The sequence below is a fragment of the Micromonospora humidisoli genome (assembly GCF_016900955.1).
GTDB classification, from domain to species: Bacteria; Actinomycetota; Actinomycetes; order Mycobacteriales; family Micromonosporaceae; genus Micromonospora; species Micromonospora wenchangensis.
The window spans coordinates 290,122-315,246 of sequence record NZ_JAFEUO010000008.1; the positions used below are offsets into that span (position 1 = coordinate 290,122).

A 25,125-nucleotide genomic window follows, 5' to 3' on the forward strand; every position below is an offset into this window, starting at 1 on the left:
CCGGTGGTGGGCTCCGCCGGTCGACGCGAGATCCTCGTCCTGCGTGAGTCGTCCGGACGCGACCCGTACGGCAGGACAGGGCCGAGCCGGTGGCCGACCGGACCGGTCGGTTGATGGTGGGAAATGTCCGGGCAGAGCAAGCTACGCACGATCTCACTTCTTTTTTGGGGGCGCCAGTGCTTCACAGAACGTCTCGACCGGTGTGGCGGCGGTGGTTCGCCGCGCTCGCCGCACCGGTGCTCGCGGTCGGCCTCCTGGCCGCGCCCGCCCATGCGGCGGATCTCACCCCGGTAACCAGCACGCTCACGTCGGCCAACCCGGCGGACAACATCCCGCACGCCCAGGACGGCGACACCAAGGCGTTCGCCGAAATCGGCAACACGATCTACGTGGGCGGTTCGTTCACCTCGGTCAAGGCGGCCGGGGGCACCAGCTGGACCTCCCGCAACTACCTGTTCGCCTACGACCGGACCAGCGGCGCGCTCAAGGCCGACTTCAGCCCGACGCTCGACGGTGCGGTGCACGCCCTCGCCGCCAGCCCGGACGGCAAGCTGATCGTCGGCGGCGCGTTCAAGAACGTCAACGGGGTCAGCCGCAAGAACCTGGTCCAACTCGACCCGGTGACCGGCGCGACGGTCACCAGCTGGGTCGGCCGCAGCGACGGCGGTCTGGTCCGCCGCACCGTCGTGGTCGGCAACAAGCTCTACATCGCCGGCGCGTTCCACTGGGTCAACGGCACCGAGCACTCGCTGCTGGCCCGGCTCGACGCGACCACCGGCGCGATCGACCCGAGCTTCCAGATCGACGCCAGCGTCGCCCGCGCCAGCAGCGAGCTGGTCTGGGGCCTGGCCGTCGCCCCCGACGGCAAGACGCTGGTCGCGGTGGGCAACTTCACCGAGGTCAACGGCCAGCCCCGCAACCAGGTGGTGGTCGTCGACCTGGACGGCACCCCGGCGGTCGCCAACTGGAGCACCCAGCGCTACGTGGCGCCCTGCTACAGCGGCTCGTTCCCGTTCTACGCCCGCGACGTCGACTTCTCCGACGACGGCACGTACTTCGTGATCATCGCCGACGGTGGCCGGGGCGACGGGGCGTACTGCGACGCCATCGCCCGGTTCGAGACCGCCGACCGGGGCGCGGCCATGGACGCCACCTGGGTCAACTACACCGGCACCGACTCGGTGACCTCCGTCGAGGTGGCCGACAACGTGGTCTACGTCGGCGGGCACTTCCGCTGGCTGAGCAACGCCAACGGCAACGACTCGGCCGGCAGCGGCGCGATCAACCGGTTCGGGCTCGGCGCGCTGGACCCGATCAACGGCCTGCCGCTGGTCTGGAACCCGACCCGCTCGGGTGCCCCGGCGGGCACCACCACCTGGGGCCCGATCATGTGGGAGCTGTGGCGGGGCAGCACCGGCCTCTACGCCGGCTTCGACTCCGACGGCCTCGGCAACGAGTACCACGGCCGGATGGGCCTGTTCCCGCTGGCCGGTGGCCGTACCGTCGCGGCGACCAACGCCCCGACGGCGTCCTCGGGCTACCTGTACGTCGGGACCGGCAGCGGCCAGACCACCAAGGTGCCGTTCAACGGCGGCACCCTGGGCACGCCGGTGACCAGCGCGCAGGCGAACCTCACCGCGGCCGGCGCGGCCTTCTCGGTCGGCAACAAGCTCTACTGGTCGAAGACCGACGCGACCGCCGCCGGCGGCAGCTACCTCGGTGTGTCGATGTTCACCGGCGGCACGGTGGGCGCACCCTGGGTGAGCAGCGGCTACAACGACTGGTTCAACCCCGCCACGCTGGCCGGCGCGTTCTACCTCGACGGTCGGATGTACTACACCAAGGCCGGTACCAACAAGCTGTTCTACCGCTACCTGGAGCCCGACGGCTACATCGTCGGTTGCTCCGAGTTCACCCTGCCCAGCGTGGGCCTGAACTGGGGCAACGTGCGGGGGATGGCCTGGGTCGACGGTAAGATCGTCTACGGCAACACCAACGGCTCCCTGCGGGCCGTGCCGTTCGACGAGACCGCCGTCGACGGCGCCGCCTCGGTGGAGATCGCACCGGCCGGCGGCGACGTGAGCTGGTCGAGCAAGACGCTGTTCTTCGCCACCTCCTGAGCCGCACCTGCCACGGGCGGTCCGCCGGTGTCCCGGACACCGGCGGGCCGCCCGTTGCGCAAGGGGACCGGTCGGCTGTCGACCACAGGTGAACGGTCGGCGACAATGGGACAACCAGCGGCTCGCCCCGGGGCGGTCGTCGGCCCTCGCCGACCCGCCCACCCCTCGCATCGCAAGAGGACCTGACTGATGGACGTGACCGACGTCACTCCCGCCCGGCAGCGCCCGGTCGGCCTGGCCGAGTTGGCCCGCATTCCGCTGCGGCGGTGGCGCACGGTGCTCGCCGCCACCGGGCTGGTGCTGTTACTGGTGGCCGCCTACCTGCTGGTCTTCCCGGCGACCTACACCGCCACCACGGCCGTGGTGGTCCGTCCGGTGGTCACCGACCCGTTCTCGGTGCCCTCCGGCGGCGCCGACCGGGCGGTCAACATGACCGCCGAGAGCGGGATCGCCACCAGCAACGACGTCATCGACAAGGTCGCCTCGATCACCGGCCGGGACACCACCGCCGTGGCCGACGCGCTCACCGTGGAGACGCCCGTCGGCGGGCAGGTGATGCGGTTCACCTACGCCGGGCACAGCGAGACCGAGGCGGTCAACGGCGCGAACGGCGCCGCCGAGTCGTACCTCGAACTACGCAAGGGCATGTACGAGAACCAGCGCGCCGCCGTGCTCAAGTCGTACGACGAGACCATCGCCCTGGTCACCAGCCAGCGCACCACCACCCAGCGGTCGCTGCCGGCCAACCAGGGCACGTCGAGCCCGTCGCCGCGCACCAGCGCCCTGCTCGACCAGTTGCGGGCGCTCAACGACCAGCTCGCCACCCTCGCCGAGCAGCGTTCCAAGATCGCCTCGGCGGACCTGAGCCCCGGCTCGGTCACCAGCGCCGCCCGCATGCCCGTCCCGTCGAGCCGGGACGCCGCCCCGCTGATCCTGGTCGCCGGGCTCCTCGGCGGCCTGCTCGTCGGCGGGCTGGTCGCCTTCGTCAGGGAGTCCATGGACCGCCGGGTCCGCACCGCCGGTGAGGCCTCCGCGCTGGTCGGTGCGCCGCTGCTGGGCACCGTCGGGCGGGACCGCGCGGGTCGGCTCTCCGACACCGACCTGCGCTACCTGGTGCTGGCCCTGGGCCGCTGGGTGGACGGGCCGACCCCGCTGCCCCTGGTGCTGCTCTCCAGCGCCGCCGACGAGCAGCGGGAACAGGTCGCCGCCGGGATCGCCGCGGCACTGGCCCAGGCCGGGCACGAGGTGCGCCTGGGGGTCGCCCCGGAGGGCCAGGAGCGCCTGCGGGCGCTGCTCACCGACGCCCAGCGCCGGCACCCGGCCGTCGAGCCGACCCGGCCCCGGGTGCCCCGCCCCCGGCCGATGCCCAGCAGCGTCCCCGCCCCGGCTGCCGCTACCCCGGTCACCGGCGGCAACCCGGAGGACACCATGGTCATCCCGCCGGTCCGCAAGCCCCGGCCGTTCCCCACCGACGATCCGAAGAACGGTGGCGTCTACCGTTCCACCACCACCTCGGCGGACAAGACCGAGATCATTCCCAGGGTGCTGCCCAAGGAGGCCCCCGCCGCCGACGGCGAGCAGCTGCGCATCGGCGCCGGCGCGGTACGCCTGGTTCCGCTGGAGGCCCCGGTGGCCGGCGGTGTCACCGTGATCGACGCCCCGCCCGCCCTGCACGACGAACGGGGTGTCCGGGCCGCCCGGGAGGGCCGGGCCGTGCTGGTCGCCGCCCGCGACAAGACCCGTACCGGCCGGCTGGGTCAACTGGTGGACCGGCTGCGCGCGGTGGGCGTCGAACCGGTCGGGTTCGTGGTGACGGGAGAGAAGCGTGACTGAGCCGACGACCACCGGACACCCGCCGGTCACCGTGGTGATCGCCACCCGGGACCGGCCCGGCCTGCTGGAGCGGGCCGTGGGCGCGGTGCTCGCCCAGGACTACCCCGGGCCGGTGGAGTGCGTCGTCGTCTACGACCACACCGACCTGCGGGAACTGGACGTCGACGTGCCGGCGGGACGCACCCTGCGCTACGTCCACAACACCCACCGGCGGGGGCTGCCCGGCGGCCGGAACAGCGGCTTCGACACCGCCACCGCCGACCTGATCGCCTTCTGCGACGACGACGACCACTGGCTGCCGGCGAAGCTGCGCCGGCAGGTGGAGCTGCTGGCGCAGCGGCCCGACGCCGCCGCCGCGAGCTGCGGCATCCGGCTGGAGGGGCCGGGCATCGCCAAGGAACGGCAGCTCGACCGGGCCGAGGTCGGCCTGCCCGACTTCGTCGAGGACCGGATCATGGAGGTGCACTCCAGCACCATCCTCATCCGCCGCTCCACCTGGGAGGCCATCGGCCCGGTCGACGAGGAACTGCCCGGCGGCTACGGCGAGGACTACGAGTGGCTGCTGCGGATCGCCGGGCACGGCCCGGTGGTGATCGTGCCCGAGGTGCTGGTGGTGGTCGACTGGCACGGCGGCTCGTTCTTCTTCGGCCGGTGGGCGACCATCGTCGAGGCCACCCGCTACCTGCTCGACAAGCACCCCGAACTGGCCGGGAGCCGCACCGGCCTGGCCCGGCTGCACGGGCAGATCGCGTTCGCGCTCGCCTCCGGCCGGCGGCGCGGTGAGGCGGTGCGGGAACTCGGCCGGGTGATCCGGCTCAACCCCCGCGAGAAGCGGGTGCTGGTGACCGTCCCGGTGGTGCTCGGGCTGCTGTCGGGGGAGCGGGTGCTCCAGCTCGCCCAGCGCCGGGGCCGGGGTGTCTGACCGGCGGGTGCCCGGGGCGCGTTCCGGGCCGCCGCCGCTGCCCACCTGGCCCCTGCTGGCCATGTTCGGGCTGGTCCCGCTCTGGTGGATGCTCGGCGGCTTCTACCTCGGCTGGTCGGCGTTCGGGGTGGTGCTGCTGGGCCTGATGGTCACCCGGGGCCGGGTGGCGCTGCCCGCCGGCACCGCCTGCTGGCTGGTGCTGCTCGCCCTGGTGCTGCTGAGCTTCACCCGGCTCGACCGGGCCACCGCCTACCTCACCTCCGGGCTGCGCTTCGGCTTCATGCTGACCGCCCTGATCGTCTGCGTCTACGTCTACAACCTGGTCCGCGACGGCGTCCCCTGGGAGCAGGTGCTCCGCCCGCTCGGCTGGTACTGGCTGGGCGTGGTCGCCCTGGGCTGGCTGGCCGTGCTGGCACCCCGGTTCCAGCTCACCACCCCGGTGGAGATGCTGCTGCCGGGCGGCATGTCGGGGGAACGGTTCATCCAGGCGTTGACCCACGTGCGGGCCAACGAGTTCAACCCGGTCTCCCGGGCGCCGATCTACCGGACCGCCGCGCCCTACCCGTACACCAACAACTGGGGTACGGCGTACGCGCTGCTGGTGCCGTGCGTGCTGGCGTACCTGACCTCGGTGCGTACCGGCAAGTTCCGGGTGGCGCTGCTGGTGTCGTTGCCGCTGTCGATGGTGCCGGCGTTCATGACCCTCAACCGGGGCATGTTCCTCGGCCTCGGGGCCGGGCTGGCCTACCTGGGACTGCGGGCGCTGGTGCGGGGCAACGCCAAGCTGATCGCCTCGATCGGTGGGCTGGTGCTGCTGGTCTGGGTGGTCAGCCTGGTGGTGCCGGTGCAGGAGCTGATCGACAACCGGGTCAGCAGCACCGACACCAACGTCGACCGGATGGACCTCTACGTCCGTACCCTCCAGGCCGTCGAGCGTTCGCCGCTGCTCGGGTACGGCGCACCGAACAGCGTCGACACCACGCTCGCCGAGGAACCCCTGGGCACCCAGGGGATGATCTGGCAGGTGCTCTACAGCCACGGCATCCCGGCCCTGGTCGCCTTCCTGGCCTGGCTGGCACTGATCGCCAAGCGGCTGGCCGGCGCGGTCTCCCCGGCCGGGCAGTGGCTGAGCACCATCCCGGTGATCGCCCTGGTGGTGATCCCGGTGTACGCCTACATCGACCCGAACATGTCGGTCATCTTCTTCGCGGTCGGGGCCGGGCTGGCGGCGGTCAGCGGGCCGGTGAACCGCGCGGTGACCCTCGCCCCGGGAGTCGCCGACGCCCGCGCGCCACGTTCGGCGACGGGCGGCTCCGGCGTACCGCCCACCGCGTCCGGCACCACCGCGTCCGGCACCACCGCGTCCGGAACGGCTGCCGTGCCGACCCGGGCGTCGGCCGCCGTACCGATCCCGCCGGCTCGGGCTGCCGCCACCGTGCCACCCCGACCCACCAGGGCCACTGCTGCCGTTCCGACCTCCGCTCCGCCCGCGCCGGCACCCCCGGCCCCGCCGCCGACCCCGACCCCGGCTCCGCCGGCCCCGGCTCCGCTGGCGTCCGCGCCGCGAACTCCGGCCCCGTCCGCGCCGCAGCCGCCGGTCGTATCCCGGCCACCGGACCCGGCCCCGCCTCCGGCGTCGGTTCCGGGCCGGCCACCGGCCCCGTCGCCGGTTCCGCCCTGGCCCCCGCCCCAGGCTCCGGCCCGTCCCCGCCCACCCGCCCCGGTGCCGGCCCAGGGGTCGTCGGCGACCTCGCCTCCGGTCGCGGCCCCGCCTCCGGCCTCCGGGCCGGTCGCGGACCCGGTGCCCCGCCGGACCGCGATCCCCCTCCCCTCCCCGGCCCGGCCGCCGGCTGCCCACCCGCCGTCGTCCCCGGCCCCGACTGCTGCCGCGACCTCGGCCCCGGCTTCCGCCCGGCCCCCGGCGGCGACACCTGTCGACGGCTCCCGGCCGGCCGGCGGGGTGGACGCGCCGACGGTGGTGCAACCCGCACGCGTCGGCGGCGACACCCCACCCGGCACCCCACCCCGCGCCGGGGAGCAGGGCGGCACCGGGAACCAGACCCGCACCGAGGACGGCAGGGAGCAGACATGAGACGACCGGGAACCGGAACCACTCCGGCGGTGCCCCGGCAGCTCGACCGTCGCGCCGCCGACCCGGGGTCGCCGGCGTCGACCGGCCCGGCGGTCACCGACCCGGGGGGCGGCTCCGGCGAGGTACGACGCAGCGCCCGCAACGGTGCGGTCGGGTTGGCCGGCGCGGCGGTCAACGGCGCGTTGGGCTTCCTGCTCACCGTGGTCATCGTGCGCGGCTTCGGCACCGACGGCTCCGGTGCGCTGTTCACCGCCATCGGCGTGGTCACCATCCTGGGTGCGGTCTGCTGCGCCGGTGCGGACACCGCACTGGTCTGGGCCCTGCCCCGCCGCCGGGTGGGTGCCGACGGCGACGCCGCCCGGCTGCTGCCTGTCGCGTTGCTGCCGGTGCTTCTGCTCACCGGGGTCGTGGCGGCGGTGGGCGCGCTCACCGCCGACCTGCTCGCCCCGGTCTTCTTCGCCCGGTCGGACGGGCCGACGCTGCTGCGCCTGGCGTTCCTCGCCCTGCCGGTCACGGTGGCGATGACCGTGCTGCTCGCCGCCGTCCGGGCGGTCCGGCCGGTGACCGCCGTGGTCGGCATCCAGTACGTGCTGGTGCCGCTGGCCCGACCCGCCCTGCTGCTGGTGACGGTCGCCACCGGTGCCGGGGTGGTGGTCGGGTTCGGCGGGTGGCTGCTGCCGGTGGCGTTGGCGGTGGTCGCTGCCGCCGTCCTGCTGCTGCGGCCCCTCGGCCTGCTCGCCGGGGCACGGCTGCGGCCGGACGGCGCGGACTGGCGTACCCTCTGGGGCTTCGCGTTGCCCCGGGCGGTGTCGGCGGCCATCGACGCCAGCAGCATGTGGGTCGGGGTGCTGCTCACCTCGGCGCTGGCCGGTGCGGACGAGTCCGGCGTCTTCGGCGCGGTGGGCCGGTACGCCCTGGCCGGGCTGCTGATCATGCAGGGGTTGCGGGTGGCCGTCGCGCCCCAGTTGTCCCGGCTGCTCGGGCAGGGACGCACCGCCGACGCGGCACTGGTCTACCGGCGGGTCACCGTCGTGATCATCCTGCTGTCCTGGCCGGCGTACCTGCTGCTGGCGGTGTTCGCGCCCGGGTTCCTCAGCCTCTTCGGCGACGGGTTCACCGCCGGGGCCGCGCCGCTTGCGGTGCTCGCCGGGGCGATGCTGGTCAACTCGGGGGTGGGCATCGTGCAGACGATGCTGCTGATGAGCGGTAACAGCGCCCGGCACCTCCAGGCCACCGTGGTCGGGCTGGCGCTCACCGTCGGGCTGGGCTTCCTGCTCATCCCCGACCACGGGGCGCTCGGCGCGGCGTACGCCTGGACGGCCGGCGTGGTCGCCGAGAACGTGCTGGCCGCGGTGGCCGCCCGGGTGGCGATCGGCGAGCCGCTGCTCACCCGCTCGGTGGGCTGGGCGGCGCTCGGGGCCGGCGGCGGCGCGGCCGTGGTGGCGGTGCTCAGCGCGCTGGTCGCCGGCCGGGGCGTGGCCGGCCTGGCGCTGGCCCTGGTGGTGCTGGCGGTCGTCGCCGCCGGGTTGCTGCTGGACCGGCGGGTCCGGAACACGGTCCGGGCCGCCGTGACGATGCTCAGGCCGACCGAGAGCGGCCGGACGATGCCCGGCCCGAGACCGGCGTGACGAGAGGGAAGACGATGACGATCCGCGACCGCCTCAAGGGTGTGGTCCCGCACCAGGTCAGCCACCAGGTGCGCAGCTCGTTGGTCCGCTACGGCGAACGGACCAGCGACCGCCGGCCGCTGCCGGACTTCCTGATCACCGGCACCAAACGGGGCGGCACCACCTCGCTGTGGCGATACCTGCTGGCGCACCCCCTGGTGCCCCGGCTCTTCCCGGCCTGGAACACCAAGACCTCGCACTACTTCGAGGAGAACTGGGGCCGGGGTGAGGCGTGGTACCGGTCGCACTTTCCGACGGTCCGGCACCGGCAGGCCCTGGAACGCCGGCACGGTGGGCCGGTCCGCGTCGGTGAGGCCGCGCCGCTGTACATGTTCCACCCGCTCGTCGCGCAGCGGGTCGCCGAGCTGATGCCCGACGTCCGGTTGATCTTCCTGCTCCGGGACCCGGTGGAGCGGGCGTACTCGCACTGGAAGGAGCGGCGTACCGAGGGCAGGGAGCCGCTGGACTTCGCCGAGGCGCTGGCCCGGGAGGAGGAACGGACGGCGGGGGAGCGTGAGAAGCTGATCGCCGACCCGACGTACTTCAGCGAGGCGTACGACTGGTACACCTACCGGGCCCGGGGCCGCTACCTGGAGCACCTGACGCCGTGGCTGGACCGGTTCGACCGTTCCCAGCTGCTCATCCTGCCCAGCGAGACGCTGTACGCCGAGCCGGCCGCCACCTATGCCCGGGTGCTGGACTTCCTCGGCCTGCCCCCGCACCGGCTCGCCGCCTACGAGGCGCACAACCACCGGCGCAGCAGCGCCATGCCCGAGCAGGTACGGGAAGAGCTGAGCGCGCACTTCGCCCCGCACAACGCGGTGTTGGAACAGCGACTGGGGATGCGCTTCGACTGGTCGTGAACCCGGTCGACGGCCCGCCCGACGCAGCTCGGCGTCCGCAGGGCGGGACGGACCGGACAGGGTGCCGACGCCGGCACCGGGCGTGACAGACTGACCGTCGTGTTGCGTTGGCTGACTGCAGGTGAATCGCATGGTCCGGCTCTGGTGGCGTTGCTGGAGGGGGTGCCCGCCGGGGTGGCGGTGACCACCGGTGAGATCGCCGGTGAGTTGGCCCGTCGTCGGCTCGGCTATGGCCGGGGCGCCCGGATGGCGTTCGAGCAGGACGAGGTCGAGCTCGTCGGTGGCCTGCGGCACGGATTGACGTTGGGTAGTCCGGTCGCGATCCGGGTGGGTAACTCCGAGTGGCCGAAGTGGCAGACGGTGATGGCCGCCGACCCGGTCGATGCGGACGAGTTGGCGAGTCAGGCGCGGAACGCCCCGCTGACCCGTCCCCGGCCTGGCCACGCCGACCTGGCCGGCATGCAGAAGTACGGTCACACCGACGCCCGGCCGATCCTGGAGCGGGCCAGCGCCCGGGAGACCGCTGCCCGGGTGGCGGTGGGCACCGTGGCGAAGGCCCTGGTGAAGCAGGCCCTCGGCATCGAGATCGTGTCGCACGTGGTGGAGCTCGGCTCGGTGGCCGCGAAGCCGGGGCTACGGCCGACGCCCGAGGACGCGCAGCGGATCGACGCGGACCCGTTGCGGTGCCTCGATCCGGACGCGAGCGCCCAGATGGTCGCCGAGGTCGACGCCGCGAAGAAGGCCGCCGACACGTTGGGCGGGGTGGTGGAGGTGTTGGCGTACGGGGTGCCGCCGGGCCTGGGTAGTCACGTGCAGTGGGACCGGAAGCTCGACGCCCGGTTGGCGACGGCGTTGATGTCGATCCAGGCGATCAAGGGCGTTGAGATCGGGGACGGCTGGCAGCAGGCCCGGTCCCGAGGCTCGGAGGCGCACGACGAGATCATGCCGACGGCGACCGGGGTGCGTCGGGTCACCGACCGGGCGGGTGGTCTGGAGGGTGGGATCACCACGGGTGAGCCGGTGCGGGTGCGGGCGGCGATGAAGCCGATCTCGTCGTTGAACCGGGCTCTGGCCACGGTGGACGTGACCACGGGTGAGCCGGCGACGGCGATCAACCAGCGGAGCGACGTGTGTGCCGTTCCCGCCGCTGCGGTGGTCGCGGAGGCGATGGTGGCGTTGGTCCTCGCCGAGGCTGCGGTGGAGAAGTTCGGTGGTGACTCGGTGGCTGAGATCCGTCGTAACGTCGCCGGTTACCTCGACAGCCTGATCATCCGGTGAACAGCGGCCGTCAAGAAGGGCCAACCCGGTGACGAAGCCTGTCTGTGTGCTGGTCGGGGCACCCGGTTCCGGCAAGAGCACCGTCGGCGCGGAACTGGCCACCCTGCTCGGGGTGGCGTTCCGGGACACCGACGCCGACATCGAGCAGATGGCCGGCAAGCCCATCCCGGAGATCTTCATCGACGAGGGTGAGGCGCACTTCCGGGCGTTGGAGCGGGCCGCGGTGCTGGCGGCGCTGACCTCGCACGCCGGGGTGCTCGCCCTGGGTGGTGGGGCGATCCTCGCCGAGGAGAACCGGGCCGCGCTGGTCGGGCACACGGTGGTGCACCTGTCGGTGGAGTTGACCGACGCGGTGAAGCGGGTCGGGCTCGGTGCCGGCCGGCCGTTGCTGTCGGTCAACCCGCGCGCCACCCTGAAGCACCTGATGGACCAGCGTCGGCCGCTCTACGCGGAGGTCGCGACCGCGACGGTGGTCACCGACGGCCGGACGCCGGAGGAGATCGCCGCCGAGATCGTCACCCTGATCAGGCCCTGACCGCGCCCACCCGACGCCGGCCCGGCCGTCGGGTCACGCCGGGAGGCCGGGCCGCCATCAGGTGGACATTCCCCGTGCCGGGGCCGGGGCTGGACTAGGCTGCCGGCGATGGACGAGGTGACCCGGATTCCGGTCGGCGGCGAACGGCCGTACGACGTACTGGTCGGGCGGGGCCTGCTGGCCGAGCTGCCCGCGTTGCTGCCCGACGCGACCCGGACGGCGGTGCTGTACGCGCCGCCCCTGCGGGCGTTGGCCGAGGAGATCGGCGGGCGGTTGGCCGGGGCGGGGATCACCCCGTTGGCGATCGAGGTGCCCGACGCCGAGGCGGGCAAGCGGGTCGAGGTGGCCGCCGACTGCTGGGAGCAGCTCGGGGCGGCCGGCTTCACCCGTACCGATGCGGTGGTCGGGGTGGGCGGCGGTGCGGTGACCGACCTGGCCGGCTTCGTCGCGGCCTGCTGGTTGCGTGGGGTGCGGTGGGTGCCGGTGGCGACGTCGCTGCTCGGCATGGTCGACGCCGCCGTCGGCGGCAAGACCGGGGTGAACACGGCGGCCGGCAAGAACCTGGTGGGGTCGTTCCACCCGCCGGTCGGGGTGCTGGCCGACCTGGGCACGCTGGACAGCCTCCCGCCGGCCGACCTGGCCGCCGGGCTGGCCGAGGTGGTCAAGTGCGGTTTCATCGCCGACCCGGTGATCCTGGACCTGGTCGAGGCGGACCCGACAGCCGCCGTCGACCCGACCGGCCCGGTGGCCCGGGAGCTGATCGAGCGGGCGATCCGGGTGAAGGCCGACGTGGTCTCCGGTGACCTGCGCGAGTCGGGGGTGCGGGAGGTGCTCAACTACGGGCACACGCTGGCGCACGCGATCGAGAAGGTCGAGGGGTACCGCTGGCGGCACGGGCACGCGGTCTCCGTCGGCACCGTCTATGCCGGCACCCTGGCCCGGTTGGCCGGCCGGCTGGATGTGGCGACCGCGCAGCGGCACCGCAGCGTGCTGGCGGCGCTGGACCTGCCGACCAGCTACCCGGCGGACGCCTGGCCGGAGCTGCTTTCGGCGATGCGGGTGGACAAGAAGGCCCGGGGCAGCCGGTTGCGGTTCGTGGTGCTCGACGGCCTGGCCCGCCCGGCGATCCTGGACGGCCCGGACGACGAGCTGTTGCACGCCGCCTACCGGGAGGTCAGCCGGTGACCACCGGGACCACCCCCCGGGTGTACGTGCTCAACGGGCCGAACCTGGGCCGGCTGGGCACCCGCCAGGTCGACGTGTACGGGGTGACCAGCTACGCCGACCTGGTGAAGCTCTGCGTCGAGACGGGCCGTGAGCTGGGATTGGACGTGGTGGTGCGGCAGACCGACGCGGAACACGAGCTGGTCGGCTGGCTGCACGGGGCGGCTGACGAGGGCGCGGCGGTGGTGCTCAACCCGGCGGCCTGGTCGCACTACTCGATCGCGGTGCGCGACGCCTGCGCGTTGCTGCGCGCCCCCCTGGTCGAGGTGCACATCTCCAACATCCACGCCCGGGAGGAGTTCCGGCACCACTCGGTGGTGTCGGCGGTGGCCACCGGGGTGATCTGCGGTCTCGGCGTGGACGGCTACCGGCTCGCGCTGCGGCATCTCGCCACCCGGCTCGACGGGGCCGCCTGATCCCCCGTTGGTCACTCTGTGTGACGGTCGGGGGGTGGGTCGGGCCCCGGTCGACGGCCCCGCCACCGATTAGACGCAGCTAGTAGACTTGTCAGGTCTGTCCGCCAATTGATGATCAAGGCAGGAAATGGCATCCACCAACGACCTCAAGAACGGCCTGGTACTCAACCTCGACGGGGAGCTGTGGTCCGTCGTCGAGTTCCAGCACGTCAAGCCCGGTAAGGGTGGGGCGTTCGTCCGCACGACGCTGAAGAACGTGCTGTCCGGCAAGGTCGTCGACAAGACCTTCAACGCGGGCACCAAGGTCGAGACCGCCACCGTCGACAAGCGCACCATGCAGTACCTCTACGCCGACGGTGAGGACTACGTCTTCATGGATCTGGAGACGTTCGACCAGATCACCGTCCCCGGCGGCACCGTCGGCGAGGCCGCCAACTACCTCCTCCCCGAGGCCGAGGCGACCGTCGCCACCCACGAGGGTGTTCCGCTCTACATCGAACTGCCCACCAGCGTGGTGCTCCAGGTCACCTACACCGAGCCGGGTCTGCAGGGGGACCGGTCGACCGGCGGCAACAAGCCGGCCACCGTCGAGACCGGCGCGACCGTGCAGGTGCCGCTGTTCATCACCACCGACGAGAAGATCAAGGTCGACACCCGCGACGGCCGTTACCTCGGCCGGGCCTGATGGCCGAGGGCGCCAAGCAGCAGATGCCGGCGCGCCGCAAGGCGCGCAAGCGGGCGCTGGACGTGCTCTTCGAGGCCGACCTGCGGGACCGGCCCCCGGCCGAGGTGCTCGCCGGCTACGTCGAGCGGATCGAGAAGCCGCGTCCGGAGCACCTGGACTACGCGATCGGTCTGGTCGAGGGGGTCGCCGGGCACCTCGACCGGATCGACGAGGTGATCGCCAGCTACGCCGAGGGCTGGACCCTGGACCGGATGCCGGCGGTCGACCGCAACCTGGCCCGGATCGCCGTCTACGAGCTGCTCTACGTCGACGAGATCGACGACGCGGTGGCGATCAGCGAGGCGGTGGAGCTGGCCCGGCAGATGTCCACCGACGACTCGCCGCGTTTCCTCAACGGCATCCTCGGCCGGATCGCCGAGTACGCCACCCGCTGAGCGTGGCCGCCCGTGGCGCGGGCGGGACCTGCGCCGTGACGAGAAGGGCCCGTGCCGGACGGCACGGGCCCTTCTCGTTGCGTGACCGCGGATCAGGAGGCGAAGAACGCCCGCGGGTCGGCGACCAGCACACCGTGCTCGGTGAGCCGTTCGATCAGACCGGACGGCGAGGCGTCGTAGACGATCGCCAGGGCGCGCAGGTCGTCGGCGCGGATGGAGAGCACCCGGCCGTTGTAGTCGCCACGCTGCTGCTGGATGGCACGGGCGTAGCGGGCGACGTAGGCGAGGTCCTCGGAGGCCTCGTCGTACAGCCGCTCCAGGTCGAGGACGATCTTGCTGGTGGGCTCGTGCCGTACCCCGCTGCCGTCGGGCAACAACTCCGAGACGGGAACGCGGTAGAAGTCGGCCAGCTCCGCCAGTCGGGACACGGTGACGGCCCGGTCGCCACGCTCGTACGAGCCGACCACCACCGCCTTCCAGCGTCCGTTCGACTTCTCCTCCACCCCCTGCAGGGACAGGCCCTGCTGCTGGCGGATGGAGCGCAGGCGGGCGCCCAGCGACTTGGCGTATTCAGAGGGCATTCGGACACTCCCAGTGCTGTGCTTTAGGGGTTCTCCCCGCGATCGCTACGGAGCGTGACGGTACGGGGATTGCGACACGTGGTCAAGTGCTCGTGACATTCCCATCGGAGATAGCGGGTGAGTTGTCCGCATTTCACCGTCCTGATCCGGGGATCAGTGGGTCGCGGCGAACGGCCAGGTGACCGCTGGTAACGTGGCCGCCAGCCCCGGTCGGGCCCCCGACCCGACCGGACACCCCCGACATCCTTTAACGACCCGTCCCGTGAGGCGGGGAAGGAGGTCCGCCGTGGCCTGCCCACCGGCTGCCGACCCGTCGCCCGAGCGGCAACCCTCGGTGAAGGTGATCCTCGCCAGCGCCGACGTCCAGCGCGTCGTCGACCGGATCGCCCACCAGATCCTGGAGAAGACCCAGGGCGCCGCCGACACCGTGCTGCTGGGCATCCCCACCCGGGGCGCCCCGCTGGCCCGGCGGCTCGCCGCCCGGATCAGCACCTTCGAGGACGTCGACGTCCCGGTCGGGGTGCTCGACATCACCCTCTACCGCGACGACCTGCGCCGGCACGCCACCCGCGCGGTCGGCCCGACCCAGCTGCCCCCCGGCGGCATCGACGGCAAGCGGGTCGTCCTCGTCGACGACGTGCTCTTCTCCGGCCGCACCGTCCGGGCCGCCCTGGACGCCCTCAACGACGTCGGCCGGCCCGCCTCGGTGCAGCTCGCCGTGCTGGTCGACCGGGGGCATCGGGAACTGCCGATCCGTGCCGACTACGTCGGCAAGAACATCCCGACCGCGCTCGCCGAGAGCGTCAAGGTCACCCTCGTCGAGACCGACGGCGTCGACGAGGTACGGCTCTGCGGGGAGACCCGGTGACCACGACCCGACGCCACCCGGCAGGCCCGAACGAGAGGCGGCCCCGCTCATGATCAGACACCTGCTCTCCGGGGGCGACCTGGACGCCGGCACCGCCACCGAGATCCTCGACACCGCCGCCGAGATGGCCACGGTCGCCGGCCGGGAGGTCAAGAAGCTGCCCGCGCTGCGGGGCCGGACGGTGGTGAACCTCTTCTACGAGGACTCCACCCGGACCCGGATCTCGTTCGAGGCCGCCGCCAAACGACTCAGCGCCGACGTGATCAACTTTTCCGCCAAGGGTTCCAGCGTCACCAAGGGCGAGAGCCTGAAGGACACCGCGCTGACCCTCCAGGCGATGGGGGCCGACGCGGTGGTCGTCCGGCACCCCGCCTCCGGGGCCCCGCACCGGCTGGCCAACTGGGTCGACGGCTCGGTGGTCAACGCCGGTGACGGCACGCACGAGCACCCGACCCAGGCGCTGCTCGACGCGTACACCATGCGGGCCCGGCTGGGCCGGCTCGCCGGCCTGCACGTGGCGATCGTCGGTGACGTGCTGCACTCCCGGGTGGCCCGCTCCAACGTGCTGCTGCTGAGCACCCTCGGCGCCAAGGTCACCCTGGTCGGTCCGCCGACGCTGATCCCGGTCGACTGGGCCGCCCGCGCCGGCGTCGGGTCCGTGGCGACCGACGCCGCCCCCGGCACCGACGTCTGCTACGACCTCGACGCGGTGCTGCCCGGGGTGGACGTGGTGATGATGCTGCGGGTGCAGCGGGAACGGATGAACGACTCCTACTTCCCCTCGGCCCGCGAGTACGCCCGCCGCTACGGGCTGGACGGCCCGCGCCTGCGCCGGCTGCCCGAACACGCGATCGTCATGCACCCCGGGCCGATGAACCGGGGGATGGAGATCACCCCCGAGGTCGCCGACTCGCCCCGCTCCACCATCGTCGAACAGGTCGCCAACGGGGTCTCCGTGCGGATGGCCGTGCTCTACCTGCTGCTCGGAGGGAACAACCGGTGACCGCGTACCTGATCAAGAACGTGAGTGTCGTCGGCGGCGCGCCGACCGACCTGCTGATCCGCGACGGCGTCGTGGCCGAGACCGGCCCCGGGCTGGACGCGCCGGACGCCGCCGTCGTCGACGGCACCGGGCTGGTCGCCCTGCCCGGCCTGGTCGACCTGCACACCCACCTGCGCGAACCCGGCCGGGAGGACGCCGAGACCGTGGAGTCCGGCTCCCGGGCGGCGGCGCTCGGCGGCTACACCGCGGTCTGCGCGATGGCGAACACCTCGCCGGTCGCCGACACCGCCGGCGTGGTCGAGCAGGTGTGGCGGCTCGGCCGGCAGGCCGGGCTGGTCGACGTGCAGCCGATCGGCGCGGTCACCGTCGGCCTGGCCGGCGAGCGCCTGGCCGAGCTGGGCGCGATGGCCGACTCGCCGGCCCGGGTGCGGATCTTCTCCGACGACGGGCACTGCGTCGCCGACCCCAAGCTGATGCGCCGGGCCCTGGAGTACGTCAAGGCGTTCGACGGGATCATCGCCCAGCACGCCGAGGAGCCCCGGCTCACCGAGGGCGCGCAGATGCACGAGGGTGAGGTCTCCACCCGGCTCGGGCTGACCGGCTGGCCGGCCGTCGCCGAGGAGGCGATCATCGCCCGGGACGTGCTGCTCGCCGAGCACGTCGGCAGCCGGCTGCACGTCTGCCACGTCTCCACCGCCGGCAGCGTCGAGGTGCTGCGCCAGGCCAAGGCGCGCGGGGTCCGGGTCACCGCCGAGATCACCCCGCACCACCTGCTGCTCACCGACGAGGTGGTGGCCGGACACGGCGTGTTGGCCAGCCCCGCGCTCGGGGCCGACTGGAGCCCGACGGCCAGCTACGACCCGGTGTTCAAGGTCAACCCGCCGCTGCGCACCGGCACCGACGTCGCCGCGCTGCGCGCCGCGCTCGCCGAGGGCGTCATCGACGTCGTCGCCACCGACCACGCGCCGCACGCCGTGGAGGACAAGGAGTGCGAGTGGGCGTACGCCCGACCGGGCATGCTCGGTCTGGAGACGGCGCTGTCCATCGCCCTCGACGTGCTCGGCCCCCGGTGGGATCTGATCGCCGACCGGATGTCACGGACCCCGGCCCGGATCGCCGGGCTCGACGGTCACGGCCTCGACCCGGTGCCCGGGGCACCGGCGAACCTGACCCTGGTCGACCCGGCCGCCCGTCGGGTGGTCGAGCCCGCGGAGCTGGCCAGCCGCAGTCGTAACACCCCGTACGCCCGCATGACGCTGCCGGGTCGCATCGTGGCGACCTTCCTGCGCGGCGAGCCGACGGTCCTGGACGGAAAGGCTGTCAAGTGATCCGAGCGAGGAACGTAGCGAAGCGGAGTCCCGCAGTCCGGATCGGAGGAGACGCGTGATCCGAGCGAGGAACGTAGCGAAGCGGAGTCCCGCAGTCCGGATCGAGGGAGACGCAGCATGGTGAAACGTAGGTCCGCGATCCTGGTGCTGGAGGACGGGCGCACCTTCCACGGTGAGTCGTACGGCAGTGTCGGGGAGACCTTCGGCGAGGCGGTCTTCAACACCGGTATGACCGGCTACCAGGAGACCCTGACCGACCCGTCCTACCACCGGCAGGTGGTGGTGCAGACCGCCCCGCACATCGGCAACACCGGGGTCAACGGCGAGGACGACGAGTCCGACCGGATCTGGGTCGCCGGGTACGTGGTCCGTGACCCGGCCCGGATCGGGTCCAACTGGCGGGCCACCGGCGGGCTGGAGGACCGGCTCGGTGTGGAGGGCGTGGTCGGCATCGCCGGGGTGGACACCCGGGCGCTGACCCGGCACCTGCGGGAGCGGGGCGCGATGCGGGTCGGCATCTCCAGCGTCGAGGACGACCCGCGTGCCCTGCTGGAGCGGGTACGGCAGTCCCCGCAGATGGTCGGCGCTGACCTGTCCGCCGAGGTGAGCACCGCCGCACCGTACGTGGTCGAGGCGGAGGGTGAGCACCGGTACACCGTCGCCGCGCTGGATCTGGGCATCAAGCGCAACGTGCCGCGTCGGCTGGCCGCCCGGGGGGTCACCACCCACGTGCTGCCCGCCGGGTCCACCATCGACGACCTGCTGGCCACCGGCGCGGACGCGGTCTTCTTCTCGCCCGGCCCGGGTGACCCGGCCACCGCCGACGGGCCGGTGGCGCTGGCCCGGGAGGTGCTGAGCCGGCGGATCCCGCTGTTCGGCATCTGCTTCGGCAGTCAGATCCTCGGCCGGGCGCTCGGCTTCGGCACCTACAAGCTCGGCTACGGCCACCGGGGCATCAACCAGCCGGTGCTCGACCGGGCCACCGGCAAGGTCGAGGTGACCAGCCACAACCACGGCTTCGCGGTGGCCTGGCCGGGCCACGGCGACGGGCCGGCCGGTGCGGTCGTCCCCGACCAGGTCATCGACACCGAGTTCGGCGGCGTGCGGGTGTCGCACGTCTGCCTCAACGACAATGTCGTCGAGGGGCTGCGGGCCGTGGACGTGCCCGCCTTCACCGTCCAGTACCACCCGGAGGCGGCAGCCGGCCCGCACGACGCCGACTACCTCTTCGACCGTTTCGCCGAGCTGATCGAGGGCCGTGGCCCCGACGGGCAGCCCGGCGCGGGCCGGAACCACAGCGAGGGGCGCACGAATGCCTAAGCGCGACGATCTCAAGCACATCCTGGTGATCGGCTCCGGGCCGATCGTGATCGGGCAGGCCTGCGAGTTCGACTACTCGGGCACCCAGGCCTGCCGGGTGCTGCGCAGCGAGGGGATCCGGGTCAGCCTGGTCAACTCCAACCCGGCGACCATCATGACCGACCCGGAGTTCGCCGACGCCACCTACGTCGAGCCGATCACCCCGGAGTTCGTCGAGCTGGTGATCGCCAAGGAGCGGCCCGACGCGCTGCTGCCCACCCTGGGCGGGCAGACCGCGTTGAACACCGCGGTCGCCCTGCACGCCGCCGGGGTGCTCGACAAGTACGGCGTCGAGCTGATCGGCGCGAACATCGAGGCGATCAACCGGGGTGAGGACCGCCAGCTGTTCAAGGAGATCGTCGCCAAGGCCGGCGTCCGGCTGGGGCTGCCCGACCCGGACGCGCTGGTGCCCCGCTCGCGGGTCTGCCACTCGATGGACGAGGTCCGCGCCACCGTCGCCGAGCTGGGCCTGCCGGTGGTGATCCGGCCGTCGTTCACGATGGGTGGCCTGGGGTCGGGCATGGCGCACACCGACGAGGATCTGGACCGTATCGCCGGGGCCGGCCTGGCCGCCAGCCCGGTGCACGAGGTGCTCATCGAGGAGAGCGTGCTCGGCTGGAAGGAGTACGAACTCGAACTGATGCGCGACCGGCACGACAACGTGGTGGTGGTCTGCTCGATCGAGAACGTCGACCCGATGGGTGTGCACACCGGCGACAGCGTCACCGTCGCCCCGGCGATGACGCTCACCGACCGGGAGTACCAGAACCTGCGTGACCTGGGCATCGCGGTGCTGCGTGAGGTCGGGGTGGACACCGGCGGCTGCAACATCCAGTTCGCGGTGAACCCGGCCGACGGCCGGATCGTGGTGATCGAGATGAACCCCCGGGTGTCCCGGTCGTCGGCGCTGGCGTCGAAGGCCACCGGCTTCCCGATCGCCAAGATCGCCGCGAAGTTGGCCATCGGCTACACCCTCGACGAGATTCCCAACGACATCACGCGCAAGACGCCCGCCGCGTTCGAGCCGACGCTGGACTACGTGGTGGTGAAGATCCCCCGGTTCGCGTTCGAGAAGTTCCCCGGCGCGGACCCGGAGCTGACCACCACGATGAAGTCGGTCGGCGAGGCGATGAGCCTGGGCCGCAACTTCACCGAGGCGCTCAACAAGGCGATGCGGTCGATGGAGACGTCGGCGGCCGGGTTCTGGACCCGGCCGGACCCGCAGGACGCGACGCGGGAGAACACCCTCGCCGCGCTGGGGATGCCGCACGACGGCCGGCTCTACACCGTGGAGCGGGCGCTGCGGCTGGGCGCGTCGGTGGCCGAGGTGTCGGCGGCCTCCGGCGGGATCGACCCGTGGTTCCTCGACCAGATCGCCGGTCTGGTCGAGTTGCGGGCCGAGATCGTGGCCGCCCCGGTGCTCGACGTCGGGCTGCTGCGCCGGGCGAAGCGGGCCGGGTTGTCCGACCGGCAGCTCGCCGCGCTGCGCCCGGAGCTGGCCGCCGAGGACGGGGTACGCACCCTGCGGCACCGGCTCGACGTCCGGCCGGTCTACAAGACGGTGGACACCTGCGCGGCCGAGTTCGAAGCGACCACCCCGTACCACTACTCGACGTACGACGAGGAGACCGAGGTCGCCGCGTCGGACCGGCCCAAGGTGCTGATCCTGGGGTCCGGGCCGAACCGGATCGGCCAGGGCATCGAGTTCGACTACTCCTGCGTGCACGCCGTCCAGGCGTTGCGGGCCGCCCCGCGCGGCACGGCGGGTGCCGTGGCGGCGGACCCGGCCGGTGCCGTCGGCTACGAGACCGTGATGGTCAACTGCAACCCGGAGACCGTCTCCACCGACTACGACACCGCCGACCGGCTCTACTTCGAGCCGTTGACCTTCGAGGACGTGCTGGAGGTCTGGCACGCCGAGGACTCGTCCGGCCGGGCGGCCGGCGGCCCCGGCGTGGTCGGGGTGATCGTGCAGCTCGGCGGGCAGACCCCGCTGGGGCTGGCGCAGCGGCTCAAGGACGCCGGGGTGCCGGTGGTGGGCACCTCTCCGGAGTCGATCCACCTGGCCGAGGAGCGCGGTGCGTTCGGGGCGCTGCTGGCCCGCGCCGACCTGCGGGCCCCGGCGCACGGCACGGCCACCTCGTACGACGAGGCGAAGGCGATCGCCGACGAGATCGGCTACCCGGTGCTGGTCCGACCGTCGTACGTGCTCGGCGGGCGGGGCATGGAGATCGTCTACGACGACGCCACGCTGCGTGACTACATCGGGCGGGCCACCGACATCTCCCCGGACCACCCGGTGCTGGTCGACCGGTTCCTCGACGACGCCATCGAGATCGACGTGGACGCGCTCTGCGACGCCGACGGCGAGGTCTACCTCGGTGGGGTGATGGAGCACATCGAGGAGGCCGGCATCCACTCCGGCGACTCGTCGTGCGCGTTGCCGCCGATCACGCTGGCCGGCTCGCACCTGACCGAGGTGCGCCGCTACACCGAGGCGATCGCCCGGGGCGTGGGGGTGCGCGGTCTGCTCAACGTCCAGTACGCGCTCAAGGACGACATGCTCTACGTGCTGGAGGCGAACCCGCGGGCGTCCCGGACGGTCCCGTTCGTCTCGAAGGCCACCGCCGTGCCGCTGGCCAAGGCGGCGGCCCGGATCGCCCTCGGCGCGACGATCGCCGAGCTGCGTGCCGAGGGGCTGCTCCCGGCGACCGGCGACGGCGGGGTGCTGCCGCCGGACGCCCCGATCGCGGTGAAGGAGGCGGTGCTGCCGTTCAAGCGGTTCCGCACCCCGGCCGGCAAGGGCGTCGACTCGCTGCTCGGCCCGGAGATGAAGTCCACCGGCGAGGTGATGGGCATCGACACCAGCTTCGGGCACGCGTTCGCCAAGAGCCAGTCCGCCGCGTACGGTTCGCTGCCGACCACCGGGAGGATCTTCGTCTCGGTGGCCAACCGGGACAAGCGTGCGATGATCTTCCCGATCAAGCGGCTGGCCGACCTGGGCTTCGCGATCGTCGCCACCACGGGTACCGCCGAGCTGCTGCGCCGGCACGGTATCGCCTGCGAGCAGATCCGCAAGCACTACCAGGCGGGCGAGGGCGCGGACGCGGTGTCGATGATCCTCGCCGGTGACGTGGCGCTGGTGGTGAACACCCCGCAGGGGTCGGGCGCGAGCGCCCGCTCGGACGGCTACGAGATCCGCAGCGCCGCCGTCACGGCCGACATCCCGTGCATCACCACCGTGCCGGGGGTGGCGGCGGCGGTGATGGGCATCGAGGCCCGCATCCGGGGCGACATGCGGGTGCGCCCCCTCCAGGAGCTCCACGCCGCCCTCCGGGCCGCCCAGTGACCCCCGACCCCCGTTCCCCGCGCGGTCCGCGCCCCCCGCTCGTTTCGGTGATCAAGAGGTTTCGGTCACCGAACGGCGGGCGCGGTGACGCAAACCTCTTGATCACCGACGAGAGCGTCGGCCGGGGGAGCGTCGGCCGGGAGGGGACATGATCTTCGAGAAGGGGGTCCGGCGGGCGCTGTTCCGGATCGGGGGTGGCGACGCCGAGGCGGCGCACGAGTGGACGCTGCGGCGGTTGGCGACGCTGTCCCGGCGGCCGGCGGCGCTGGCGCTGCTGCGGGCCCGCAACCTGCACCTGGCGCCCCGGACGGTGTTCGGGGTGCAGTTCCCCAACCCGGTGGGCCTGGCGGCGGGGATGGACAAGAACGGGGTGGCCCTGCCGGCCTGGCCGGCGCTCGGGTTCGGCTTCGTCGAGGTCGGCACGGTCACCGCGCACGCCCAACCGGGCAACCCCCGGCCCCGGCTGTTCCGGCTGCCCGACAGCGCGGCCGTGATCAACCGGATGGGCTTCAACAACGCCGGGGCGCAGGCGCTGGCCGACCGGCTGGCCGCCGCGCCCCGCCCGCTGGGGGTGCCGCTGGGCATCTCGCTGGGCAAGTCCAAGGTGACCCCGCTGGAGGACGCGGTGGAGGACTACCTCACCTCGTACCGGGCGTTGCGCGGGCACGGCGACTACTTCGCGGTCAACGTCTCCTCGCCGAACACCCCCGGGTTGCGGTCGTTGCAGGACAAGGCACACCTGGACGCCCTGCTGGCCGCCCTCGTGGGGGAGAAGCCGGTGCTGGTGAAGATCGCCCCGGACCTCACCGAGCCGGCCGTGGCCGAGCTGCTGGAGGTGTGCCTGGCCCGGGGCGCGGCCGGCGTGATCGCCACCAACACCACCCTGGCCCGCGACGGGCTCGCTCCCGCCGACCGGGCCCGGGGCGTCGAGACCGGTGGCCTGTCCGGCCGTCCGCTGACCGGGCGGGCCCGGGAGATGGTCGCGTTCGTACACCGGGAGACCGGGGGCCGGCTCCCGGTGATCGGGGTCGGCGGCATCCTCGACCCGGACGACGCGGCCCGGATGTTCGACGCGGGGGCCAGCCTGGTCCAGCTCTACACCGGGTTCATCTACCGGGGCCCGGCCCTGGTGCGGGCCGCCGCCCGGGTCCCGGCCGGGGCCGTCCGGGCGGGCGACCGGGTGGTGGGCGGCCGGTGAGCCGGCGGGCACGTCCGGCGTTCCGGTCGTGTCCGCCCGCAGCGCCCGTGCGCCCCGACGCCACCACCGACGAGGGTACGGAGGAGCACGCGTGACGCCCGAGGAGATCCTGACCGTCGACCGGGCCCGGGTCTGGCACCCGTACGCGGCGCTGCCGCCGGCCCACCCACCGTACGTGGTGCACAGCGCCGAGGGTGTCCGGCTGCGGTTGGCCGACGGCCGGGAACTAATCGACGGGATGTCGTCGTGGTGGGCGGCGATCCACGGGTACCGGCATCCGGTGCTGGACGCTGCGGTCACCGACCAGCTCGGCCGGATGAGTCACGTGATGTTCGGCGGGCTCACCCACGAGCCGGCGGTCCGGCTGGCCGAGACGCTCGTCGAGCTGGCCCCGCCGGGGTTGGCGCACGTCTTCCTGGCCGACTCGGGCTCGGTGTCGGTCGAGGTGGCGATCAAGATGTGCCTGCAGTACCAGCGGGCCACCGGCCGGCCGCAGCGTCGCCGGCTGGGCACCTGGCGGGGCGGTTACCACGGCGACACGTTCCACCCGATGAGTGTCTGCGACCCGGAGGGCGGCATGCACCACCTCTGGGGGGACGTGCTGCCCCGGCAGGTCTTCGCGCCGGTGCCGCCCGGCGGTTTCGCCGACCCGCCCGATCCGGCGTACGTGACGGCGTTGACCGACGCGGTCGCCCGGCACGCGGACGAGTTGGCGGCGGTGATCGTCGAGCCGGTGGTGCAGGGGGCCGGTGGGATGCGGTTCCACCACCCCGGGTACCTGCGGGTGCTGCGCGAGGTGACCCGGGCGCACGGGGTGCTGCTGATCTTCGACGAGATCGCCACCGGATTCGGCCGGACCGGGTCGATGTTCGCCGCCGGGCACGCCGGGGTGACCCCGGACGTGCTCTGTGTGGGCAAGGCGCTCACCGGCGGCTACCTCACCCTGGCGGCGGCGTTGTGCACGCCGGAGGTGGCCCGGGGCATCTCCGCCGACGGGGTGCTGGCCCACGGCCCGACGTTCATGGGCAACCCGTTGGCCTGTGCCGTCGCCAACGCCTCCCTGGGGCTGCTGCGGGCCGGTGACTGGGCGGCCGAGGTGGCGCGGGTGGGTGCGGGGCTGCGGGCCGGTCTGGAGCCGTTGCGGGGGGCGCCGGGGGTGGCCGACGTCCGGGTGCTGGGCGCGATCGGCGTGGTGCAGCTGGACCACGAGGTGGATCTGGCGGCGGCGACGGCCGCCGCGGTGGACCGGGGCGTGTGGCTGCGCCCCTTCCGCGACCTGGTGTACGCGATGCCGCCGTACGTGACGGGGGACGACGACGTGGCCCGGATCGCGGCCGGGATCGCCGCCGCCGTCGCGGCCGGCTGAACAC

General features: G+C 73.1%; 20 protein-coding genes. 19 read left to right on the forward strand and 1 reads right to left on the reverse strand.

The window, feature by feature from the left end:
- Nucleotides 1-113: 113 nt before the first annotated feature.
- The 12 genes from JQN84_RS27075 to nusB all read left to right on the forward strand — a co-directional run bounded on the left by JQN84_RS27075 (nucleotide 114) and on the right by nusB (nucleotide 14,069).
- A complete protein-coding gene (locus tag JQN84_RS27075; protein ID WP_204961461.1) occupies nucleotides 114-2,120 on the forward strand; it encodes a delta-60 repeat domain-containing protein in 2,007 nt (668 codons plus the stop codon).
- Between the two features lie 189 nt (nucleotides 2,121-2,309).
- Nucleotides 2,310-3,953, forward strand: coding sequence for a hypothetical protein (locus tag JQN84_RS27080; RefSeq protein ID WP_204961376.1), 1,644 nt, complete (start codon nucleotides 2,310-2,312; stop codon nucleotides 3,951-3,953).
- Nucleotides 3,946-4,875 carry a glycosyltransferase family 2 protein gene (locus JQN84_RS32145; RefSeq protein ID WP_204961377.1) on the forward strand — a complete coding sequence of 310 codons (930 nt, stop codon included), beginning with the start codon at nucleotides 3,946-3,948 and terminating at the stop codon, nucleotides 4,873-4,875. The genes JQN84_RS27080 and JQN84_RS32145 overlap by 8 nt, the downstream gene beginning before the upstream one ends.
- The gene (locus tag JQN84_RS31990) at nucleotides 4,868-6,967 is read left to right on the forward strand and encodes an O-antigen ligase family protein (RefSeq protein ID WP_204961378.1); all 2,100 of its coding nucleotides are present in this window, start codon (nucleotides 4,868-4,870) and stop codon (nucleotides 6,965-6,967) included. The genes JQN84_RS32145 and JQN84_RS31990 overlap by 8 nt, the downstream gene beginning before the upstream one ends.
- Complete coding sequence (locus JQN84_RS27095) at nucleotides 6,964-8,595, forward strand: lipopolysaccharide biosynthesis protein (protein WP_204961379.1); 1,632 nt, start codon at nucleotides 6,964-6,966, stop codon at nucleotides 8,593-8,595. The genes JQN84_RS31990 and JQN84_RS27095 overlap by 4 nt, the downstream gene beginning before the upstream one ends.
- A 14-nt stretch (nucleotides 8,596-8,609) precedes the next feature.
- Nucleotides 8,610-9,497 carry a sulfotransferase family protein gene (locus JQN84_RS27100; protein ID WP_204961380.1) on the forward strand — a complete coding sequence of 296 codons (888 nt, stop codon included), beginning with the start codon at nucleotides 8,610-8,612 and terminating at the stop codon, nucleotides 9,495-9,497.
- Nucleotides 9,498-9,596: 99 nt separating this feature from the next.
- Nucleotides 9,597-10,775 (forward strand): chorismate synthase, encoded by a 1,179-nt coding sequence (aroC, locus tag JQN84_RS27105; RefSeq protein ID WP_204961381.1) that lies wholly within the window; start codon nucleotides 9,597-9,599, stop codon nucleotides 10,773-10,775.
- A gap of 28 nt (nucleotides 10,776-10,803) precedes the next feature.
- Nucleotides 10,804-11,310, forward strand: a complete 507-nt coding sequence (locus tag JQN84_RS27110; RefSeq protein ID WP_204961382.1) for a shikimate kinase — start codon at nucleotides 10,804-10,806, stop codon at nucleotides 11,308-11,310.
- Nucleotides 11,311-11,418: 108 nt separating this feature from the next.
- The gene (gene aroB, locus JQN84_RS27115; RefSeq protein ID WP_204961383.1) at nucleotides 11,419-12,495 is read left to right on the forward strand and encodes a 3-dehydroquinate synthase; all 1,077 of its coding nucleotides are present in this window, start codon (nucleotides 11,419-11,421) and stop codon (nucleotides 12,493-12,495) included.
- Nucleotides 12,492-12,950 carry a type II 3-dehydroquinate dehydratase gene (gene aroQ / locus JQN84_RS27120; protein WP_204961384.1) on the forward strand — a complete coding sequence of 153 codons (459 nt, stop codon included), beginning with the start codon at nucleotides 12,492-12,494 and terminating at the stop codon, nucleotides 12,948-12,950. The genes aroB and aroQ overlap by 4 nt, the downstream gene beginning before the upstream one ends.
- Before the next feature lie 127 nt (nucleotides 12,951-13,077).
- A complete protein-coding gene (gene efp / locus JQN84_RS27125; protein ID WP_088645221.1) occupies nucleotides 13,078-13,635 on the forward strand; it encodes an elongation factor P in 558 nt (185 codons plus the stop codon).
- A gap of 23 nt (nucleotides 13,636-13,658) precedes the next feature.
- Nucleotides 13,659-14,069 (forward strand): transcription antitermination factor NusB, encoded by a 411-nt coding sequence (gene nusB / locus JQN84_RS27130; protein WP_204961462.1) that lies wholly within the window; start codon nucleotides 13,659-13,661, stop codon nucleotides 14,067-14,069.
- Between the two features lie 92 nt (nucleotides 14,070-14,161).
- Here nusB and bldD read toward each other — a convergent pair whose 3' ends face one another.
- A complete protein-coding gene (bldD, locus tag JQN84_RS27135) occupies nucleotides 14,162-14,650 on the reverse strand; it encodes a transcriptional regulator BldD (RefSeq protein ID WP_013285505.1) in 489 nt (162 codons plus the stop codon).
- A gap of 286 nt (nucleotides 14,651-14,936) precedes the next feature.
- On the opposite strand from bldD, the gene pyrR reads away from it, so the two are divergent.
- From pyrR to JQN84_RS27170, 7 genes are all read left to right on the forward strand, one after another.
- A complete protein-coding gene (gene pyrR, locus JQN84_RS27140; RefSeq protein ID WP_204961385.1) occupies nucleotides 14,937-15,518 on the forward strand; it encodes a bifunctional pyr operon transcriptional regulator/uracil phosphoribosyltransferase PyrR in 582 nt (193 codons plus the stop codon).
- Nucleotides 15,519-15,567: 49 nt separating this feature from the next.
- Entirely contained in the window at nucleotides 15,568-16,521 is a 954-nt protein-coding gene (locus tag JQN84_RS27145) for an aspartate carbamoyltransferase catalytic subunit (RefSeq protein ID WP_204961386.1), read from the forward strand.
- Nucleotides 16,518-17,849, forward strand: coding sequence for a dihydroorotase (locus tag JQN84_RS27150; RefSeq protein ID WP_204961387.1), 1,332 nt, complete (start codon nucleotides 16,518-16,520; stop codon nucleotides 17,847-17,849). Before JQN84_RS27145 ends, JQN84_RS27150 begins: the two co-directional genes overlap by 4 nt.
- A 120-nt stretch (nucleotides 17,850-17,969) precedes the next feature.
- A complete protein-coding gene (gene carA, locus JQN84_RS27155; protein WP_307821455.1) occupies nucleotides 17,970-19,169 on the forward strand; it encodes a glutamine-hydrolyzing carbamoyl-phosphate synthase small subunit in 1,200 nt (399 codons plus the stop codon).
- Nucleotides 19,162-22,557, forward strand: a complete 3,396-nt coding sequence (gene carB, locus JQN84_RS27160) for a carbamoyl-phosphate synthase large subunit (RefSeq protein WP_204961389.1) — start codon at nucleotides 19,162-19,164, stop codon at nucleotides 22,555-22,557. Before carA ends, carB begins: the two co-directional genes overlap by 8 nt.
- Nucleotides 22,558-22,705: 148 nt before the next feature.
- A complete protein-coding gene (locus JQN84_RS27165) occupies nucleotides 22,706-23,755 on the forward strand; it encodes a quinone-dependent dihydroorotate dehydrogenase (protein WP_204961390.1) in 1,050 nt (349 codons plus the stop codon).
- Nucleotides 23,756-23,846: 91 nt separating this feature from the next.
- Nucleotides 23,847-25,121 carry an adenosylmethionine--8-amino-7-oxononanoate transaminase gene (locus JQN84_RS27170; RefSeq protein WP_204961391.1) on the forward strand — a complete coding sequence of 425 codons (1,275 nt, stop codon included), beginning with the start codon at nucleotides 23,847-23,849 and terminating at the stop codon, nucleotides 25,119-25,121.
- The last annotated feature ends 4 nt before the right edge of the window (nucleotides 25,122-25,125 follow it).